This window comes from Bacillus sp. EB600, assembly GCF_024494385.1.
Classification (GTDB): Bacteria; Bacillota; Bacilli; order Bacillales; family Cytobacillaceae; genus JAEVLT01.
The window spans coordinates 171,368-191,301 of sequence record NZ_JAEVLT010000006.1; the positions used below are offsets into that span (position 1 = coordinate 171,368).

The 19,934-nt window shown below is 38.0% G+C and carries 15 protein-coding genes and 1 pseudogene; 12 read left to right on the top strand and 4 right to left on the bottom strand.

Going from position 1 to position 19,934, the window contains the following annotated elements; translation table 11 throughout:
- Positions 1 to 50: 50 nt before the first annotated feature.
- The 3 genes and pseudogenes from JN080_RS09280 to JN080_RS09290 form a co-directional block, all read left to right on the top strand.
- A complete protein-coding gene (locus tag JN080_RS09280; protein ID WP_256235679.1) occupies positions 51 to 740 on the top strand; it encodes a GntR family transcriptional regulator in 690 nt (229 codons plus the stop codon).
- A 200-nt stretch (positions 741 to 940) separates the two neighbouring features.
- Complete coding sequence (locus JN080_RS09285; RefSeq protein WP_256235680.1) at positions 941 to 1,294, top strand: 2Fe-2S iron-sulfur cluster-binding protein; 354 nt, start codon at positions 941 to 943, stop codon at positions 1,292 to 1,294.
- Between the two features lie 633 nt (positions 1,295 to 1,927).
- Positions 1,928 to 3,116, top strand: a pseudogene (locus JN080_RS09290) (amino acid permease); the annotation flags it as partial.
- A 169-nt stretch (positions 3,117 to 3,285) separates the two neighbouring features.
- Here the strand turns inward: JN080_RS09290 and JN080_RS09295 are convergent.
- The gene (locus JN080_RS09295; RefSeq protein WP_256235681.1) at positions 3,286 to 3,441 is read right to left on the bottom strand and encodes a hypothetical protein; all 156 of its coding nucleotides are present in this window, start codon (positions 3,439 to 3,441) and stop codon (positions 3,286 to 3,288) included.
- Between the two features lie 625 nt (positions 3,442 to 4,066).
- Between JN080_RS09295 and JN080_RS09300 the strand changes: the two genes are divergently transcribed.
- From JN080_RS09300 to JN080_RS09320, 5 genes are all read left to right on the top strand, one after another.
- A complete protein-coding gene (locus tag JN080_RS09300; protein ID WP_256235682.1) occupies positions 4,067 to 5,473 on the top strand; it encodes a cytochrome ubiquinol oxidase subunit I in 1,407 nt (468 codons plus the stop codon).
- Position 5,474: 1 nt separating this feature from the next.
- Positions 5,475 to 6,488 (top strand): cytochrome d ubiquinol oxidase subunit II, encoded by a 1,014-nt coding sequence (gene cydB, locus JN080_RS09305; RefSeq protein ID WP_256235683.1) that lies wholly within the window; start codon positions 5,475 to 5,477, stop codon positions 6,486 to 6,488.
- Entirely contained in the window at positions 6,488 to 8,200 is a 1,713-nt protein-coding gene (gene cydD, locus JN080_RS09310) for a thiol reductant ABC exporter subunit CydD (protein WP_256235684.1), read from the top strand. Before cydB ends, cydD begins: the two co-directional genes overlap by 1 nt.
- On the top strand, positions 8,200 to 9,942 hold the full coding sequence (gene cydC / locus JN080_RS09315) for a thiol reductant ABC exporter subunit CydC (protein ID WP_256235685.1): 1,743 nt from the start codon (positions 8,200 to 8,202) through the stop codon (positions 9,940 to 9,942). The genes cydD and cydC overlap by 1 nt, the downstream gene beginning before the upstream one ends.
- Positions 9,943 to 10,339: 397 nt before the next feature.
- Positions 10,340 to 11,197 carry an SDR family oxidoreductase gene (locus JN080_RS09320; RefSeq protein ID WP_256235746.1) on the top strand — a complete coding sequence of 286 codons (858 nt, stop codon included), beginning with the start codon at positions 10,340 to 10,342 and terminating at the stop codon, positions 11,195 to 11,197.
- A 348-nt stretch (positions 11,198 to 11,545) separates the two neighbouring features.
- On the opposite strand, the gene JN080_RS09325 is transcribed toward JN080_RS09320, so the two are convergent.
- Positions 11,546 to 11,839, bottom strand: coding sequence for a hypothetical protein (locus JN080_RS09325; RefSeq protein ID WP_256235686.1), 294 nt, complete (start codon positions 11,837 to 11,839; stop codon positions 11,546 to 11,548).
- Between the two features lie 467 nt (positions 11,840 to 12,306).
- Between JN080_RS09325 and JN080_RS09330 the strand changes: the two genes are divergently transcribed.
- The 3 genes from JN080_RS09330 to JN080_RS09340 all read left to right on the top strand — a co-directional run bounded on the left by JN080_RS09330 (position 12,307) and on the right by JN080_RS09340 (position 15,912).
- Positions 12,307 to 13,701 (top strand): MATE family efflux transporter, encoded by a 1,395-nt coding sequence (locus tag JN080_RS09330; protein WP_256235687.1) that lies wholly within the window; start codon positions 12,307 to 12,309, stop codon positions 13,699 to 13,701.
- A 169-nt stretch (positions 13,702 to 13,870) separates the two neighbouring features.
- Positions 13,871 to 15,265 (top strand): MATE family efflux transporter, encoded by a 1,395-nt coding sequence (locus JN080_RS09335; protein ID WP_256235688.1) that lies wholly within the window; start codon positions 13,871 to 13,873, stop codon positions 15,263 to 15,265.
- Positions 15,266 to 15,378: 113 nt separating this feature from the next.
- Positions 15,379 to 15,912, top strand: a complete 534-nt coding sequence (locus JN080_RS09340) for a YehS family protein (RefSeq protein WP_256235748.1) — start codon at positions 15,379 to 15,381, stop codon at positions 15,910 to 15,912.
- A gap of 87 nt (positions 15,913 to 15,999) precedes the next feature.
- Here JN080_RS09340 and purF read toward each other — a convergent pair whose 3' ends face one another.
- Both purF and JN080_RS09350 read right to left on the bottom strand, forming a co-directional pair.
- A complete protein-coding gene (gene purF / locus JN080_RS09345; protein WP_256235689.1) occupies positions 16,000 to 17,379 on the bottom strand; it encodes an amidophosphoribosyltransferase in 1,380 nt (459 codons plus the stop codon).
- A gap of 123 nt (positions 17,380 to 17,502) precedes the next feature.
- Positions 17,503 to 18,396 carry a LysR family transcriptional regulator gene (locus JN080_RS09350; RefSeq protein ID WP_256235690.1) on the bottom strand — a complete coding sequence of 298 codons (894 nt, stop codon included), beginning with the start codon at positions 18,394 to 18,396 and terminating at the stop codon, positions 17,503 to 17,505.
- A 231-nt stretch (positions 18,397 to 18,627) separates the two neighbouring features.
- On the opposite strand from JN080_RS09350, the gene JN080_RS09355 reads away from it, so the two are divergent.
- Complete coding sequence (locus JN080_RS09355; RefSeq protein ID WP_256235691.1) at positions 18,628 to 19,857, top strand: MFS transporter; 1,230 nt, start codon at positions 18,628 to 18,630, stop codon at positions 19,855 to 19,857.
- Positions 19,858 to 19,934 lie beyond the last annotated feature (77 nt).

The following is a 19,934-nucleotide window of genomic DNA, read 5'->3' on the forward strand; positions in this document are numbered from 1 at the left end:
AAAAGATTTATAGCATTCAAAAAAACATTTTATAAATAGTAGGTGTAGTGATGGAAATAACTTGGGAGGAAAAAAATCTATTATCAATTAGAGAACATGCATACCTATATTTAAAGAAAAATATCCTTGAGGGTGAGTTTCAAGCTGGAGACAGACTCATTGAAAGAGAGCTTGCAACAAAATTGAAAATTAGTCGTACGCCTATTCGGGAAGCGTTGTTTCGGTTGGAAACTCAAGGGTTTGTAAAAACGGTGCCTAGAAAAGGTGTCGTTGTATCTAATATTTCTGAAAATGAAGTAATTGAGGTATTTACGATTTTGTCTTCCTTGGAGGTGCTTGCGGTAAAATTAGCAGCTCAAAAAATGGATCACGAAACCCAACAAATATTGGACCAAAAAATTAAAGAATTAAGGGCATTGGAAGAACAAGCCGAAGAAAGCTTTAATATTGAGCACATTCAAATGAATCACTTGATTTATGAAGCGTCGAAAAGTCCTAAATTATATGAAATTCTTTCCGGTCTAAACGACTATATTCATATGGCAGCAAATATGGGTTATGAGACACCAGGCAGAAGGAAAGAATCATTAAAGGAACATATAGAAATTATGAAGGCACTTCGTGATAAGGACGTAGAAATTGCTGAGTATTTAATGAGAATTCATATAGAAAACTCTAAAAAGGCATATTTCACCTATATCGAGAGTTTAAAAATGGTGAAAAATAAAAGAAAAAATTAAAGCAGGCCGCTATAGTATAGGTAGCCTGTTTTATTTATATCAATCTCTGTCTAGATACATCAGTGTTGGTTTAAAACTTAATACTTTCTCAAGCTTCCAATAGAGAGCAAATAAGAATAATTTGAATACTTTCTATTGTCGTAATATTCAAATTATTATATATTGTATACCAAGAAGATGATTTTAAGGGGGAATTCTTTATGCCAAATATTCGTTTTATAAATAGCAATAAACAGTTCGAGGTCCCTACTGATTCAAATGTTTTAAGAATGTCACTTCGCTATGATGGTGAGCTTCCGAACCGTTGTGGAGGAGGTATTTGCGGTTCATGTGTCTTTAAGACCGAAGAGGGTGCGGAGTATTTAGATAAAGTTAAAATACAAGAGAGAAGAAAGTTAGGTGAGGAATGGTTGGAAAAAGGGTATCGTCTTGGATGCCAGACATTTGTGACAACTGGGGATGTTACCATCGCTTGGGACGAGGAAGTTACAGAACAAGTAAAAAAAAGAAAGCCGGATCGGCTTCAGAAGGAAGAAGTAAGTTCCAATAGGTAGAGATTCCTTTACTTTATACACGAGAGTAAGAGTTAAAATTCATATTGGGATAAAAGCCTTTAATAAAAGCACCTCATTCTTGGAGTTCTTCAAGTTGAGGTGTTTTTGTGTTAAGGGCTATTTTGTTTGCCGATAATTTCCTCATGAATTTGAATCAGAAAGGGGTCTAAACCTTTCCATATAATAAAACTCAAATCCGGGTAACGTATACTCCATTTGCAGAGGTAACTTGTTCCTTCTATTCAAGCTTATTCGGTAACGTAGACGCTCTCTAGGTTCCCCTGTTCCTTCTATTCAAGTATGTTCGGTCACGTAGACGCTCTCTAGGTTCCCCTGTTCCTTCTTTTCAAGTTTATTCGGTAACGTAGACGCTCTCTAGGTTCCCCTGTCCCTTCTTTTCAACCATGTTCGGTAACATAGAAGCTTTCTAGAAACCCCTGTTCCTCCTTTACAAGCATGTTCAGTAACGTAGACGCTTAGTAAAGTAATGTTAAAGATATTATTACTCAAATTTAGTAAACGATTCTGCTTTGAAAAAATGCATTCTAGAGGAAAGTACTAAATGATCCCACAGTCGGATAAGCCACCGTCATCTTAGACAAAGCATAAAGAGCCCAACAATTAGGTGTAGGGGCTGGCTTCGTTACCGGGTGGATGTATTGGACAGGAATTGTTCTCTCCATGTCAAGTGAAGCGACAGCAATCTCCACTTTGCTCCGCGTATGGTTTCCCAATATATCAATAGCAATACTGGAAAGCTTGATCATTATTGGGGTTACGCTCCTGAATCTATTTGGTGCTGATAAGCTCGGGAAGCTAGAAAGCGGTCTATCGGGAATAAAATTTTTCACGATTGTTTTTTTATCATTACAGCATTGGTATTAATTTTTGGAGTATTTCCAGGAACCTCAGCTGTCGGTACAGGTGAGTTGGGCAATGAGCCTTTAATGCCAGGTGGGATAAAGGATATTGCAGGGATTATGCTGCTCGTTATTTTTGCCTATGCAGGTTTTGAAGTCATTAGTTTGGCCGCTTCGGAGGGAGAAAATCCTAGAAAAACCATTCCTAAAGCGATCCGTTATACAGTATATCGCTTGTCGGATTGTATATACTCTATGCTGCTGTCCTCCTTCCACTGATTCCGACAGCGAGTCTTAATGAAAATATAAGTCCGATGGTCGCCTCGTTGGATCGGTGGGGGATTGGCTGGGCTGGTACGGTGATAAATCTTGTATTGATTACGGCGATTCTTTCGGCAATGCGTGCAGCCATATTTGGACTAGGGAGAATGATAAGGTCGCTTACAAATGAAGGACATGCTCCGAGGTGGCTGAAAGATGAACGAGAGGTCCCTTATCGTGGTATATTATTTTCTGGCCTTGCCATGCTTGTCGGATTAGGACTTGGCCTGTTGTTTCCAAGAGTTTTTTTGGTTTTGATCACTTCTGGTGGATTTGCTTTGCTGTTTACTTATGCAATTATTATTGCAAGTCATATACGCTTTCGCAAAAGGAACGGCTGTCCTTCAGAAGGAAAGTGTCAAATGCCTGGGTATCCGTTTACTTCTTGGATTGCTTTAATAAGCATGATTATTATATTAATGAGTATGCCGTTTATTCCGGGACAGGGTACAGGTCTTATAACAGGAATCGTAATGGTTATTTTTTATACATTTATTTATGTAGCAATGAGGTTTCGCACCAACTCTAAAGCAACTATTACAACTAAAAAAAGATTACATACCCGGAATGTTAAACCAAGTTTAGTAACTGAATTTTCAGAAGAGCCTTTCGAAAAAGTTACTGAGAAGGAGAAAAATAATTAAACAAATAAATAGGTCAGTCCCCCGTTGTGTAAGAGCACAACACAGAGGACTGACATTCTTTCGTTTTCTCCGCTGCTGATAGAGGACGATTATGGAAAATGCAAAATTCTTCATTACCCTTGTTAATGGTATGTGAACATGATTTCCTGCCATCTAAGCCGTAATTTTACTCTTGTTGTGGTGAATAAACCCCTACTGTTCTTTGGGATGAGATTTGTTTTTGTGCTTTTACAACAGGATTACCTTGTTTTTCCTTAGCTTCGTGATTTTCCTTCGCTTTTTGTTCAATTTGGACAAGCTCCTCAGGCGTGTTTTCATTCATATCCCATTCACTTCCTTCTTAAAATAATAGCTATCTCGTCTTATTTTGCCCAATGGGACACAAAAGATTAGGAACTTTAATGCAAGGGGAATCTTATTGAAAACAGTGTTCAATAAGATTTTATTTTCTAATTGCAATATTTTTTTATAAAAATTGTTCTGCGTTTTCGAAAACGTTTAAATGTGACATTTACCCTTGATTTTTTTATTGAATCTAATAAGTTCTTTAAAAAAGTAAAGTAAAATGATAAGTAGTCTCAATAAAATCTTGTCTAGAACTGATTTTTTCAGAAAATGAAAACAATGGAGTTTGTACATTTAGATTTGCTGTTTATATCGATCATAAAAGTGTCATAAGTTCGACAAAAAGCAGCCGAATTAATTTATGAATATTTGATACTATAATTAGTGTATTTGTAATTAGTATCAAATTTAAATTAAAAATTGTTTTTGTTTAGTACTTGTTAAAAAGTCTGCGTTGCATGCGATTATTTATTATTGGATTTAACATTTACTCAACTTTTATTTGTGAATTGATGAACATATCCAAACGATTATACTTTGTGAATTAGTGAACATAACTTAATCACATAAAGCATTTAAAAATGTCTAGGGAGGAAATGATTTTGGATCAAGTATTGTTGGCAAGAACACAGTTTGCTGTAACTACGATTTACCACTTTTTCTTTGTGCCACTTTCAATCGGCCTTGTTTTTATGGTTGCTTTAATGGAAACGCTGTATGTTGCGAAGAAAAAAGAAATCTACAAAAAAATGGCTAAATTTTGGGGCCACTTGTTTTTAATCAACTTTGCGGTTGGAGTTGTAACTGGTATTATTCAAGAATTCCAATTTGGTATGAACTGGTCTGATTATTCAAGATTTGTTGGCGACGTTTTTGGCGCTCCACTTGCGATAGAGGCACTGCTTGCTTTCTTTATGGAGTCAACCTTTATCGGATTGTGGATTTTTGGCTGGGAGCGCTTATCTAAAAAAGTGCATTTAGCTTGCATTTGGCTTGTTTCCATCGGAACCATTCTTTCAGGGTTCTGGATCTTAACAGCCAATTCATTTATGCAGGTTCCAGTCGGATTTGCTATCAATAACGGCCGGGCAGAAATGAATGATTTTTTCGCTCTTATCAAAAACGGTCAACTGTGGGTTGAATTTCCTCATGTTATGACAGGGGCCTTATGTGCAGGAGCTTTCTTCACAGCGGGAATTAGCGGCTATAATTTGTTAAAGAAAAGACATATTGAATTTTATCAAAAATCACTGAAGTTAGCGTTAATCATTGGATTGATTGGCAGCATCGGTACAGCATTAAGCGGCCACGGCCAAGCTCAATATTTAGTAAAAACACAGCCGATGAAAATGGCTGCTGCTGAAGGCATCTGGCAGGATACAGCAGATCCGGCACCATGGTCAGCGTTTGCGGTCATTGATTCAGCCAAAAAAGAAAATAAGTTTGAACTGAACATCCCATATGCATTGAGCTTTTTATCGTATTCGAAATTTGGAGGAAGCTTAAAGGGAATGGAGACACTTCAAAAAGAGTATGCGGTGAAATATGATGGGAAAGTTGGAAAAGGGACGAACTACATTCCACCGGTTAAAACAACGTACTGGAGTTTCCGGTTAATGATCGGCTTTGGTGTGGGCATGATTTTATTATCGATCATCGGTTTATATCTATGGAAGAAAGGGAGACTTGAACAGAGCAAGCTATTCTTGAGATTTTTACCTCCGGCAATTTCCTTTCCGTTCCTAGCAAATACGTTTGGATGGGTTATGACAGAAGTGGGCCGTCAGCCGTGGACTGTTTTTGGCCTTATGACAACTGCAAATTCGGTTTCACCAAATGTTTCGGCAGGCAGCATTTTACTTTCAATCATCCTATATGTGCTAATTTTTACTGTTCTGGCCATTGTCATGGTTTATTTAATGATTCGTGAAATAAAAAGGGGTCCTATAGCACATCAAGCGATTGATTCAAATAAAACGATAGATCCATTTAATAAGGTAGGTGCTTAGGATGGAATTAAGTGAATTATGGTTTGTTTTAATTGCCATTGTCTTTATCGGTTTCTTCTTTCTTGAAGGCTTTGATTTTGGTGTAGGTATGTCAACTCGGTTTTTGGCACGCACTCAGACTGAACGTTCGGTCATGGTCAATGCAATTGGGCCTGTTTGGGATGCAAATGAAGTGTGGCTCTTAACTGGAGGCGGTGCTATTTTTGCTGCTTTCCCAAATTGGTATGCAACGATGTTCAGTGGATACTATTTGCCATTATTAGCAGTCTTACTTTGTTTAATTGCCCGCGGTGTTTCATTTGAATTCCGCAGCAAGGTTCCCAGTGCCCGCTGGACAAATATTTGGGATTGGGCTCTCTTTTTTGGGAGCTTGTTACCTCCGTTCTTACTAGGTGTTTTATTTACTAGTCTACTGAAGGGAATGCCCATTCACAAAGACATGAACATGACAGCTGGATTCACTGATTTTATTAACGTCTATTCCTTATGGGGAGGGGTAACGGTCACCTTGTTATGCTTTTTGCATGGTTTAAACTTCCTAACCTTGAAAACGGAAGGGGAGCTTCGAAAACGGTCAGCAGCCTTAGCAAAAAAAGTAGTTCTTGCAGTTTTGGGTGCACTCGTCGTCTTTGTTGGATTATCCTGGACAATGACTGATATTTTTGAAGTACGCCTCGTTCCTGAACTGATCCTTGTCGCTTTGATTGTACTGGTCTATGTAATGTCCTATACCTTTATTTCACAAAAAAAGGAGGGGCTAGCCTTTACGATGTCCGGCCTCGGCCTGGCATTCACAGTTTCAGCGATTTTTGTCGGCCTTTTCCCAAGGGTCATGGTTAGTTCGATTAATAAAGCATTTGATTTAACTGTGTATAACGCTGCAAGTGGGGCATACTCCTTAAAAGTTATGACAATTGTCGCTGTAACGATCTTACCATTTGTTTTGGGATATACAGTATGGAGCTATTATATCTTTAGAAAACGAGTAACAGATAAGGAGCATCTAACATACTAATGGATAAGTCATTGTTCTCTTACACGGGAATAAAACCGGTACTTGCAGGCCTGGCAGTATTAACAGTACTTCAAGGCTTTACGATTATTATTCAGGCCTATTTTTTGGCAGATTCAATCTCCTCCCTTTTTGGGGGAGATTTGTTTCGTACTGTCACGAAAGAATTGGCCTTTTTCTTTCTTGCCCTCGTGATTCGCCAAGTACTTACATTTTTGAAAAATAAGATTGCTTACAGGTTTGCAGTTACCACCAGTGTCAATTTAAGAGAATCTGTTTTGAAAAAGATCTTTCAACTGGGACCGCGATTTGTCACAGAGGAAGGATCCGGCCAGACGGTCACGCTCATTATGGAAGGCACAATGAAGTTTCGCCATTATTTGGAGCTGTTTTTACCAAAATTAATGAATACCGCCTTTATACCAGCAATGGTTTGCCTTTTCATTCTTTTTGAAAATATCCGTTCCGCCCTGATTTTAATCATTGCCTTTCCGATCTTGATTGTATTTATGATTCTGCTTGGGTTGGCAGCAAAAGAGAAAGCAAACCGACAGTACGAATCCTATCAAATGCTTTCTAATCATTTTGTTGACTCTTTAAGAGGCTTAGAGACGCTTACGTATTTAGGGCTTAGCCGTAAGCATATAGAAAAAATAAGTTTCGTAAGTGAACGATATCGAAAAGCTGTGATGGCTACACTGCGGATTGCTTTTTTATCAACGTTTGCGCTCGATTTCTTCACGATGCTCTCGATTGCAACTGTCGCTGTTTTTCTTGGCATCGGATTAATTAATGGGACAATGGACCTGAAACCTGCCTTAACGATTCTTATCCTGGCTCCAGAATATTTTTTGCCGATTCGCGAGGTTGGGGCTGATTATCATGCCACGCTTGATGGAAAAGAGGCGGGTAAAAAAATACAGGAGATCCTCCAAAAGGAGTTTATTGGACCAAGCAAAGAACCCATTCCAGCTTGGAAATCAACGAGTGTATTCTCTGTAAAGGATATGGATTTACGATTTGTTGATAACAACGATAATGGCTTGAAGCATATCGATTTTACCATTACAGGGACGAAGAAGGTCGGGATCATTGGCGCAAGTGGTGCCGGCAAATCTACCTTAGTTGATCTATTAAGTGGATTTTTAGTTCCTACGAAGGGCGAATTTCTGATTGATGGAAAATTTGAGTCCCTCCTGCAGGAGGATTGGCAAAAGCAAGTAACTTATATCCCTCAGCACCCTTACCTCTTTTCCAATACCATTTTTAACAATATCTGTTTTTATCACCCAAATGCAACGGAGCAGGACGTCAAAGCCGCTGCACAGGCTGCGGGCCTGACCGAGGTTATTAAAGCATTGCCAGATGGCTTGAATACGAAGGTTGGCGAAGGAGGGCGAACACTAAGCGGGGGACAGGAACAGCGGATGGCGATTGCCCGGGCGTTTTTAGGTAACCGGCCGATTCTTTTGTTAGATGAACCGACAGCCCATTTAGATATTGAAACCGAATACGATTTAAAAGAAACGATGCTGCAATTGTTTGCAGGAAAATTGGTTTTCTTTGCAACCCATCGGCTCCATTGGATGCTGGATATGGATCAAATTTTGGTTTTAGAGCACGGTGAACTAGTTGAAATTGGGACACATGACCAATTAATGGAAAAACACGGTTTCTATTATCAACTTGTCAAGACGCAATTGGAGGGGATTTAATGGACAAGGAAAAATGGATCATCCCCTATTTAAAGCAAAATCGCGGTTTGTTTATGCTGGCCATTTTTCTCGGCGGACTCACGATCCTTTTTGGTGGAGGATTAATGTTTACTTCCGGTTACTTAATTTCAAAAGCTTCGACGCGGCCGGAATCGATCTTAATGGTTTATGTGCCGATTGTTGGCGTTCGCACCTTTGGTATTGGCCGAGCGGTCTTAAGCTATATCGAAAGATTGACAGGTCATCAATTCGTTTTGACAATTTTATCCGATATGCGGGTCCGTTTATATAAAGTGCTTGAACCTCAAGCCATTTTATTAAGATCCCGTTTTTTAACGGGTGATCTCCTTGGTGTTCTTGCGGACGACATTGAACACTTACAGGACTTTTATTTAAAAACCCTATTCCCATCGATTGTTTCACTTGTTATTTATACTGTGATCATTATTTGGGCTGGTAGATTCTCAGTTCCATTTGGGATTCTTTTAGCGGTCTTAATTGGATTTCTGATCTTTGTAGGACCGATTCTTTCATTTATATATATGAAAGCGAAAAATGAAAAATTAAAGCGAAGAAGACACCAACTTTATCAGCAGTTTACCGATGCTGTCTTTGGAATTAGTGATTGGCTCTTTAGCGGGAGGTACTTGGATTTTATCCAGCGTTATGAAAATCAGCAGCAAAAATTGCTGCGCCTTGAAACAAAGATCCATTCTTTTGTAAATTGGAGGGCTGTTTTTAACCAACTGGTACTTGGAGCAATCGTCATTGTTGCAATCTATTGGGCTGATGGGATGGCACAGGGTGGGGAAATTGCTGCCACCTTCATTGCTGCAGTTGGGCTTGTCATGCTCTCGTTATTGGAATCATTTTTACCGATTGCAGAAGCGATCAGCGATGTATCAACCTATCAAGATTCGATTAAGCGTCTTGAAAGCATGGAATCTAAAGATTTACCAAAGTGGATAGACGAGAAAGAAAATGACCCAACAGATTTTTCTGAAGTTTCGATTGAATTAAAGAAAGTTTCCTTCCACTTTTCTTCGGAACCTTTATTGATAAACGAATTTAGTTTAAAAGTGGCTCAGGGTGAAAAAATTGCCATTCTTGGACCAAGTGGTGCCGGCAAATCAACGCTTTTAAAGTTGATCCAGGGAGCCCTAGAACCAACCAGCGGTGAAGTGCTTTTAAATGGAAGGAAGGCCAATGAGGTTCCTTTATCAATACCAAAAATGTTGGCGGTCTTAAATCAAAAAGCATACTTATTTCATACATCTGTATTAAATAACATCAGGCTAGGCAATCCGAATGCAACAGATGAAGAAGTATTTGCCGCAGCAGAGCAGGTTCAACTGCATCAGATGGTGAAAGAACTGCCGAACGGTTATGACACAAATATGAACGAAACAGGACAACGCTTTTCAGGTGGAGAGCGTCAAAGGATTGCACTGGCACGAATTCTGTTGCAAAAGACCCCAGTGGTCATTATGGATGAACCAACTGTTGGTCTTGATCCGATTACAGAAAATAAATTGATGGCAACGATCTTTGATACGTTAAAAGGGAAAACGATTATTTGGGTAACGCACCATTTGGCAGGAATGGAGAAGATGGATCGAATTCTATTCATGGATCAAGGAAAAATAACGATGGCCGGGAACCACCAACAATTACTTGAAAATGAAGAAAGATACCGACGACTCTATACCTTGGATCAGCCGCTTTACAAGAAGCTTACTTAAAGCATATTGACAACTTTTTATTAATGTGAAGTAAAAGCCGGGGGATGGTTATTACCTGGCTTTTACTAGTAAGAAACTCCCAATAAATAGAAAAATACTCAGACTGCTGCAAAATGGGTCACAACACATGCGCTATATGTAGCAAAAGAAAAAAGAAAATGGAATGTTTTTCATCATTGGAGGAATAATTTCATTATTGACAGAAGAAACATAAATGAATTATTATAATCTCGAATTAAAAATATATTATTTCGAGATTATAGTTTTGATTAACATTTCTCACGTACAGAAAGTTTTCTTTGTGGTATAAGTATTTTTATCCTTTCTATTTTTTTATTATACCTAAAATGATTAAGAGATAATGGCGGGAGACAACTTAGGAGGCAAATTCAAGATGATAAAACTACCGTTTCAAATTGATTTATCGGATAAAGTCATTGTTGTAACAGGGGGAACAGGGATACTTGCTGGGCAATTCGTCGATGCGCTGGCTGCATGTGGAGCAAAGGTAGCTATTTTGGCACGCAGACTTACCATTGCAGAGGCAAAAGCAGCGGAAGTTGCAAAAAATGGTGGTATTGCTATTGGTGTTGCAGGAGATGTCGTTAATAAAGAAAGCTTAAAAGCGGCGCATGATGTCATTCGTGAAAAACTAGGTCCTGTTGATATCTTAATCAATGCAGCAGGTGGCAATCATCCTGGAGGTACAACAACAAACGATTATTTATTTGCAGAAGATGTCCAGGAAAAGCATGATGACACGGTTACATTCTTTGATTTAGACCCTCAGGGCATTCAATTTGTTTTCAACTTGAATTTCTTAGGTACATTGCTGCCTTCACAAGAATTTGCTTCAGATATGATCAATCGCCCTGGGGCAACCATTATTAATATTTCATCCATGAATGCCTTTACTCCTTTAACGAAAATTCCGGCCTATAGCGCAGCAAAGGCTGCTGTGAGCAATTTCACTCAGTGGCTTGCTGTGCATATGTCAAAAGTAGGCATTCGAGTAAATGCTATTGCACCTGGTTTCTTCCTTACAGGACAAAATGAAAAATTATTAATAAATCAAGATGGATCATACACTGAACGCTCTGAAAAAATTCTTCGAAATACACCTATGGATCGTTTTGGAGAGGCACAAGATCTAATCGGTACGTTATTATATTTAGTTAGCAATGAAGCCTCTGGCTTCGTAAATGGGGTTGTGATTCCTGTTGATGGGGCATTCAGTGCCTATTCCGGTGTTTAATGTCTAGCCTAGTATTTTGGATCAAAATATAACTTCCATTTTTTATGCAAACAAACAAGTAGTCTTAAACCGATCTACCAATTACAAACGAAAAACCTGTTATTTGGGTAGGTACCATTTGGCAGGGATGGTTTCATCGTAAGACCAGAAAAAGTGCTGATCGAGAACAGGGAACGGGACCCTGCTTCTAAACGCGAAAGCGCTCCTCAATGTAGAGAAGCGCTTTTTTTTGCACCATGCGGCCGCATGATAGGGGGTAAAAGTATTTATTTATATGAAAATTTTTAATTTACTATTTAGTTTTTTGAAAATGGATTCGCTTATCACTCCTTTCTATATTAAAGTTATCTAGTGATCACCTGGACCTATGAACTGTAGAGCTTCAGGGGAACATTCTCTAACTTTTCTCTTGGTTTCCTCAATTTGTATTCGGATCAAGCTGGAAACTCTGCTTCCTTGCTTAGAAATTAATTCTCCATTGAGTGCCAGCTTTCTGGATTCACTCTTCACTTTTCCAGTTGTTTTAAACATCGTCATTACCTTAACCTGAGGGAGGATCTTCCGGACGGGCTCCTGAGTTTCATTTCCATTGGAAGTTTCGGCTTGAGCAGGAACCTTTGGATGCAGCTTAACTAGTGTCATACTATCACTACCTTCCCGAAAAGATGCCAGGGTTATTTCCCTGTTGGTTATTAATTCCATAGGAAATGTAATATTCCTTTTGATCATTACAACCTTTTAGTCGTCATTTTCCTTTGAAAAATGTCTTTTATCTATCTTTATTGAGAAAATATGAGGAATTCTATTATCTAAATTGGATGTTTGCTGGAACAAAGTGATGAAAAGAAGGGATTATCAAAAGAAGATTCTATTACGATTTGGAAAATAAAAGTGGTTACTACTAGAACATCTTGACGGATTCCCACTTTGGAATAAAAACCTTTATCAGTGTTACTTTTCCATCAAAAATTAAGTAATGTGCAAACATGGATGGAGATAATCAGAGTCATCAAAAAAGACTGGCTTCTCATAGTTATAGTGGTATAATAATGCGTGTCAATTTTATAGGTAGTGTTGAATATACAAAATCCAGCGAAGAAGTGTAGTGTATGAATAAATTAGAATTGAAAATGAAACATAAATCTGTTTTGTTGTTAGATAAATATTTTACGGGGGAATCGATTGACTTTAAGCAAATGATCACGATCATCATTCCAATATTTGTCGACCAAGCCTTCTTAATCTTAATGAGTTTTTTAAATACCGCAATGATTAGTTCAGCAGGGGTTGCTGCCGTCAGTGCGGTAAGTATGGTAGACTCGCTAAATATTTTCTTGGTCAATGTATTTATTGCAGTGGCAACAGGCGGGACAGTTATTGTGGCGCAATATAAAGGCAGCGGGAATATCAAGATGGTATCCAAAACCGCAACACAAGCGATAACTGCCGTTACACTATTTTCTGTACTGCTCAGTGTGATCGTGATTATTTTTAATACACCTGTCTTGAACGTTCTTTTTGGAAAAGCAGAAGCAAATGTGTTTCAAAATGCAAAACTCTATCTTATTGGCAGCTGCATTTCTTATCCGTTCATCGCAATCTTTCAAGCTGTGGGTGGAGCATTAAGAGGCGTCGGAGAGACAAAGCCGTACCTAAATTTATCATTATTAATGAATGTTACGAACACGATTCTAAATGTCGTGTTCATTACGGTTCTGAATATGAGTGTTAAAGGGCTCGTGATTTCCATTCTGCTTGCAAGAGTATTGGGAATGATAGCTTCATTAATCTATATAATGAAATACAATGAGACGATCCGCTTCCAAATAAAAAAGGCATTGCAATTTGATTTTTCAATTTTAAAGAAAGTAATGTTTATCGGTCTACCTTTTGCTGCAGAACAGATCTTTTTTAATGGAGGAAAGCTTTTAACCCAAACGTTTATTGTTCAATTAGGGACACTGGCGATGACAGCATATGCAATCGCTAATTCGATCGCCTTGTTATTTCAAATGGGACCAAATGCAATAAGTATTTCCATTGTAACGATTGTTGGACAGTCCATAGGGAGAAGAAACACTCACGATGCGAGAAAATTTATTAAATCGTTGATCGTACTTTCTTCAATTCTCTTTCTGGCAACATCGCTGCTTTTATTGCCATTTTTCCCGGTAATGATGAAATTGTTCAATCCTCCTGCTGAAATTGTTCCAACCATCTTTACGATGATTTTACTATCTGCTATTGCCCAACCATTTTTGTGGTCACCAAGCTTTGTATTGCCCTCAGCATTACGAGCAGCAGGAGATTCAAATTTCACTTCGATTGCCTCTCTACTGTCTATGTGGCTACTGCGGGTCATACTTGGTTATATTTTAGGAATTACTTTAGGATTTGGCATAATCGGTGTTTGGGTGGCCATGATTGTTGAATGGGGTGTCCGCAGTACAATCTTTGAATTGCGATTCAAAGGGAAGAAATGGTACACTCATAAGCTTGTTTAATAGCAGGGAAAGCTTATGGAGTAAGCAAACCTTAAAATAGATGCTCAGTCCACAGGACTGGGCTTTTTGTGTATGAAAAAAACCACTGGTTTCTCTCAGTAATAGTGGTATAATAATGCGTATTAATTTGATAAGAATTATGGAAAAATCCTTCGAAGAAGAGTGTGTAATGAATAAAATAGAATTAAATATGAAGCATAATACTGTTTATTGGTTAGATAAATATTTAACTGGAGAATCAATAGACTACAAGCAAATTATTGCTATCATTATTCCAATTTTAGTAGACCAAGCCTTTTTAATTTTAATGAGTTTTTTAAATACAGCGATGATTAGTTCAGCGGGGGTTGCTGCCGTCAGTGCAGTAAGTATGGTAGATTCGTTGAATATTTTCTTGGTTGGTGTATTTATTGCTGTGGCAACAGGTGGTGCCGTTATTGTGGCCCAATATAAAGGCAGTGGGAATGCAGAGTTGGTGTCCAAAACAGCAACACAAGCCATATCAGCAGTTACGATATTTTCTGTTCTGGTTAGTGTGCTGGTTATCATTTTTCATACGCCTACCTTAAACATGTTATTTGGTAAGGCGGACGCCGATGTATTTCAAAACGCAAAGATCTATCTTGTTGGCAGTTGTATCTCCTATACGTTCATAGCTATATTCCAGGCAGTGTGTGGTACATTAAGAGGTGTTGGACAGACTAGACCATGTTTGAGGTTATCATTATTTATGAATTTCACGAACACCTGCCTAAATGTATTATTCATTACGATTTTCAATATGGGTGTTAAGGGTCTAGTGATTTCCATTCTTCTAGCAAGAGTATTGGGAATGGCAGCTTCATTAATCTATATTATAAGATACAATGAGACAATTCGTTTCAAAATAAAAAATGCATTGAAGGTTGATATTCCAATTTTAAAAAAAGTAATGTTTATTGGAATTCCCTTTGCTGTAGAACAGTTATTTTTCAGTGGGGGAAAACTATTAACGCAAACTTTCATCGTACAATTAGGGACATATGCGATGTCAGCTTATGCAATCGCAAATTCTATTGTATTGTTATTTCAAATAGGACCTAATGCACTGGGCATTGGCATTGTAACAGTTGTTGGACAGTGTATCGGACAAAGGAACATAGAGGACGCAAGAAAGTTTATTAAATCGTTGACTGTACTTGCTTCGATCCTCTTTGTGGTTACTTCAGCTACATTATTGCCATTTTTTCCATTAATGATGAAAGTATTCAAGGCGCCTGATGAAATTATTTCAACCATATTTACGCTTATTTTAATGTCAGCCATAGCACAACCGTTTTTCTTTCCACTAAGTTTTACTATGCCATCAGCATTAAGAGCAGCGGGAGATTCGAACTTTACTTCGATTGCATCCCTATTGTCTATGTGGTTGATACGGGTAGTACTCGGTTATATTTTAGGAATTACCTTAGGATTTGGTATTATTGGTGTTTGGGCGGCAATGATTTTCGAATGGGTTGTTCGAGGTACCATCTTTGTAAAGAGATTTAACGGTAAGAAATGGTATGCACATAGGCTCGTATAATTTTTGGGAAAGCTTACAAATATATAAAAATATATAAGGGCTGAAATTTAGCTTTTTTTGGAGAATACGCATTGACTGCTGTGCAATCAGTCAATAATTTAGGAGGGTTACAATTGAGTTTGAATAATAATGATATCTTAATACGATTAAGATATGCGCTAGATATAAAAAATACAGATATGGTAGAGATATTTAAACTTGGTGGCATTGAAGTAACAAAAGATGAAGTGCTAAAGATGCTTACAAAACCAAAGGACAGTTACCAAAATGAAGTGGGCAATGATGATAATATAGAAGAAGATGAAGAGAATATAAAATGCAATAATTTTATGTTCGAGTCATTTTTAAATGGCTTGATTATATTTAAAAGAGGAAAACAAGAATCAAAACCCGGGCAACCTGAAAGACCAGCAATGTCTATAAAGGATCATGGAAGTGTTAATAATGTTTTGCTAAAGAAGTTGAAAATTGCACTAGCATTAACAAGTGAGGATATGCTCGAAATAGTAGAAAAAGCAGGCGTCAGTATAACAAAAGGAGAATTAAGCGCATTATTAAGGAAAGAAGGACAAAAGAATTATAAAGAGTGCGGTGATCGGTACGCTAGAAATTTCTTAAAAGGATTAGCTATTAAATATAGGAAATAGCCAAACTGTCTTAAAAAGGGGAAAAGCGAGAAAACAGCGCTTTTTCCCTTTTTTACCTGTTGGCTTGGAGTTGGGTAATTAAACCTGCTATTTCAAATACAATTTCGTTGGGTAAGCACCGCTGAAACAAGCAATACAGCGGCTGCTAGTCTCCGCAAGATCTACATCAACTGCTTCCAATAGTCCTTCTGTACTTAAAAAGGCTAATGAATCTGCCCCAATAACCTGTCCCATTGCTTGTTCCTGTTCATGCTTGTTGGCAAAGAGTTCTTCCTTTGACGGCATATCGATACCATAAAAACAAGGATTCCTTACCATTGGCGAACTAATTCGGACATGCACTTCTTTCGCACCAGCTTGACGAATCAACTGGACAATTCGTTTGCTAGTCGTGCCACGAACAATCGAATCATCCACAAGCACAACTCTCTTCCCTTCAAGAATTTCCTGAACAGTGCTTAATTTGAGTCGAACCGCTAAATCCCGTAATTCTTGTGTTGGTTCAATAAAGGAGCGACCTGCGTATGGGTTTTTGATAATCCCCATTTCATAAGGGATTCCTGATTGTTGAGAAAAACCAATTGCGGCTGGGACGCTTGATTCGGGAACGGCCACGACAACATCTGCCTCAGTTGGATGTTCTCTAGCAAGAATTTGTCCTAATTCTTTGCGGATCGCTAAAACACTTCTTCCTTGAATCACACTATCTGGGCGGGCAAAATAAACAAACTCAAATGAACAAAGGGATATTTCGCCTTTGGCGGCAAACCTTCCCGTTTGAACTCCATTTTCATCAACGAGAAGCCATTCACCAGGTTCAACGTCCCTCCAGAACTTAGCATCGACCGCGTTTAAAGCACATGTTTCTGAAGCAGCAATGATCGAGTCACCAATTTTTCCAAGACTTAGCGGACGTAATCCATGACGGTCTAAGCCAATTAACATTTGATTTTGGGTCATCATTAGCAGGGCAAATGATCCATCAATCCGTTTCAAAACATCTGGACCAGCTTCAGAAAAATGTTTTTTGCTTGAGCGTGCTAGTAAGTGAGCAATTATTTCTGTATCTGTTGTCGTTTGAAAGATGGCACCCTGCTGCTGCAGCACTTTTTGCTCAATCTTTGCATTAACAAGGTTACCATTATGGGCAACAGCCAAGTCTCCCTCGCTATATTTAAAAACAAGTGGCTGTGCGTTTTGCAGAAGACTTGCACCGGAAGTAGAATAGCGGACATGGCCAATTGCCATATCACCCCTTAGTTCATCAAGGATCTTTCGCGAAAATACTTGGGTAACTAAACCCATCCCCCGGTGATGCCGAAAAGATTCCCCGTCACTGGCGACAATTCCTGCGCTTTCCTGACCACGATGCTGCAGTGCATGAAGTCCGTAATAAGTTAAATCTGCTGCTTTAGGGTGATTAAACACCCCAAACACCCCGCATTTTTCCTTCATTTCAGAATCCATTATTCCGCCTCCTGTTTATTTCACTTTATTTATTTTTGGCAATATGGGAAATTCTATCCATTTTAAATTCCAATTAAAATTAAAAACAGATATATGCTGAAGGAAAAGGGGTTCTACAATTACTCAGTATGGTAAAGTCCATGAAAAGTATTCTAAAAAATGTTCTGCAGCTTTTGTAAGATGATGCTCTTTTGAAAATAAAATAGCTGGTTCAATATAAAGGGATAAATCCTCAATTTCAATGGTTGAGATACCTTGATTAAAGGTCACATAAATTTCTGACCTGGGGATAATCGAAATTCCGATACCTGAGGCAACAAAAGTCAGCAAAGTAGCAATGTCGGTACACTCCATCACGATATTTGGAGAGAACTGATGCTTGTTGAAATGACTTAGAATATTTTCGTACATTGAATATCCTTTCATTGGACCTAACATAAGAAAGGGAAACGAACTTAATTCCCTTAAACTGACTTTAGGATGAACAAAATGACTTTTCCAGCTTGAGGGGATTGCTACAACAAACGGCTCCTGAGACAAGCTTATTACTCGATAATCCTGAAATGCCATTGGTAGAAGCATGAAAGAAAGTTCAATCTCTCGTTCTATTAGTAATTGCTGAAGATAGGAAGAGTCTCCTTTCAATATTTTTATAAATACATTTGGATAGCTTTCTCTAAACTTACCAATGTTCTTAGGAAGGAAATTCACACAACTGGAAGAAACCCCAATTGCTAAGTTTCCACGCATTCCTTCTTCAATTTCTTTGATTTCTTGTTTTATTCCTTTCATGTTTTGGAGCATATGAATAGCATGTCTATATAAGGTTTTCCCAGTTTCAGTTAACTCCCATTGGTGGGTGTAACGTTTGATTAAAATCGTTCCAAGTTCATTTTCTAACCGCTTAAGTTGTTGACTTAGGGGGGGTTGTGCCATATGTAAAACTTCTGCTGCCTTCGAGATATTGCCTTCATCTACGATTGTTTTAAAGTACTTCAGTTGTTTAATATCCACCATAACTACCTCTTAATCATATATTTTATATATATTATTATAACAATAAATATATTTTTTATATGATGGGAAATTTGTTAAAGTGAATTTATGAATATTTTGTGTCTTTTTCTACTTTTTATTTTCTTTTTACATCGAACCATTTAAAGACAGTCAAAATAAAATGTGAAATTAGTAGAGTAGAGAAAAAATCAAGGACATGATTTAATCGAAATCAGAGGAGGAAGATTGTATATGAAGAAAGAGAAATTGTGGACAAAAGACTTTATTAGTGTTGCAGCAGCTAATTTCTTTCTAATGTTAACCTTTTATTTATTAATGGTAACTATTTCGGTATTTTCAGTAAACGAATTTCATTCAAATGAAAGCCAAGCAGGTTTAGCTTCTAGTATTTTTGTTATTGGTGCACTAGTGGGGCGTCTGTTTGGCGGTAGATACATGGAAAGAATCGGTCGTAAAAATCTGCTTGTAATAGGCATCATAATCATGATTGTTTCGTCTGTTCTTTATTTTGGTGTTAACAGCTTTGCGCTTTTAATATCCAACCGTTTATTGCATGGTTTTGCATTTGGAATAGCTGGTACTGCAACAGGAACAATAATTACTCAAGTCATACCCAAGTCCAGAGGCGGGGAAGGAATCGGCTATTTTGCTTTGAGTATGACATTGGCGGCTGCCATTGGCCCATTTATCGGTATGTATATCCTCCAACAATTTAACTTTATGATCATGTTTATCTTTTGCTTAGTTTGTGTAGCTATTAGTCTAGGAATATCACTTTTCTTAAAAGTTCCGAAAGTTACATTGACAAAAGAACAGTCGTCAGAAATGAAAGGGTTCAAACTCGCAAACTTTATAGAACTAAAGGCTGTTCCGATTACAATTGTTGCTACCATAACAGCCTTCTGTTATTCAGGTATTCTATCCTTTCTTACGTTCTTTGCAAAGGAAAACCATATAACAGAAGCAGCAAGTTTCTTCTTTATCGTATATGCGATTGCTCTGCTGCTAACAAGACCATTTTCTGGCCGCTGGTTTGATACAGCAGGTCCAAGCTCTACAATGTATCCGGCCATTATTTGCTTTTTCATCGGAATGATTGTTCTGAGCCAATCACATATAGGTATGGTTCTACTGATAGCTGCTGCTTTCATCGGGATTGGATATGGAACATATATGTCAGGTGCGCAAACGATTGCCGTCCAAGCGGCGCCTGCACATCGTATCGGGTTAGCAACATCTACATTTTTTATTCTTACGGATATTGGTTTAGGGATAGGACCTTTCCTCCAAGGACTTTTTGTCCCAATAATAGGATACAATGGATTATTTGTCACTCTTGGTATACTTTTAGTGATTTGCTTACCGTTACATTATCTCTTAATAGGGAAAAAAGGAAAAACAGCTTCCTCTAAAAACCAGGAAGAAAAAAGGGCTCTTTCTATAGAAGAAATCAATTTATAGTAAAGAAAAACATCAATGCTAAAAAAGACAAAATTGTCTTGGTCAAGTGAAAATTTGTCCGTAAGAGTGGCGTAACT

Bases quoted from the DNA above. Each gene is read 5' to 3' on its own strand.
- JN080_RS09280 (WP_256235679.1), top strand. From the start codon at position 51: ATGGAAATAACTTGGGAGGAAAAAAATCTATTATCAATTAGAGAACAT.
- cydC (WP_256235685.1), top strand. From the start codon at position 8,200: ATGGACAAGGAAAAATGGATCATCCCCTATTTAAAGCAAAATCGCGGT.
- JN080_RS09325 (WP_256235686.1), bottom strand. From the start codon at position 11,839: ATGACACTAGTTAAGCTGCATCCAAAGGTTCCTGCTCAAGCCGAAACT.
- JN080_RS09330 (WP_256235687.1), top strand. From the start codon at position 12,307: ATGAATAAATTAGAATTGAAAATGAAACATAAATCTGTTTTGTTGTTA.
- JN080_RS09295 (WP_256235681.1), bottom strand. From the start codon at position 3,441: ATGAATGAAAACACGCCTGAGGAGCTTGTCCAAATTGAACAAAAAGCG.
- JN080_RS09335 (WP_256235688.1), top strand. From the start codon at position 13,871: ATGAATAAAATAGAATTAAATATGAAGCATAATACTGTTTATTGGTTA.
- purF (WP_256235689.1), bottom strand. From the start codon at position 17,379: ATGGATTCTGAAATGAAGGAAAAATGCGGGGTGTTTGGGGTGTTTAAT.
- JN080_RS09285 (WP_256235680.1), top strand. From the start codon at position 941: ATGCCAAATATTCGTTTTATAAATAGCAATAAACAGTTCGAGGTCCCT.
- cydD (WP_256235684.1), top strand. From the start codon at position 6,488: ATGGATAAGTCATTGTTCTCTTACACGGGAATAAAACCGGTACTTGCA.
- cydB (WP_256235683.1), top strand. From the start codon at position 5,475: ATGGAATTAAGTGAATTATGGTTTGTTTTAATTGCCATTGTCTTTATC.
- JN080_RS09350 (WP_256235690.1), bottom strand. From the start codon at position 18,396: ATGGTGGATATTAAACAACTGAAGTACTTTAAAACAATCGTAGATGAA.
- JN080_RS09355 (WP_256235691.1), top strand. From the start codon at position 18,628: ATGAAGAAAGAGAAATTGTGGACAAAAGACTTTATTAGTGTTGCAGCA.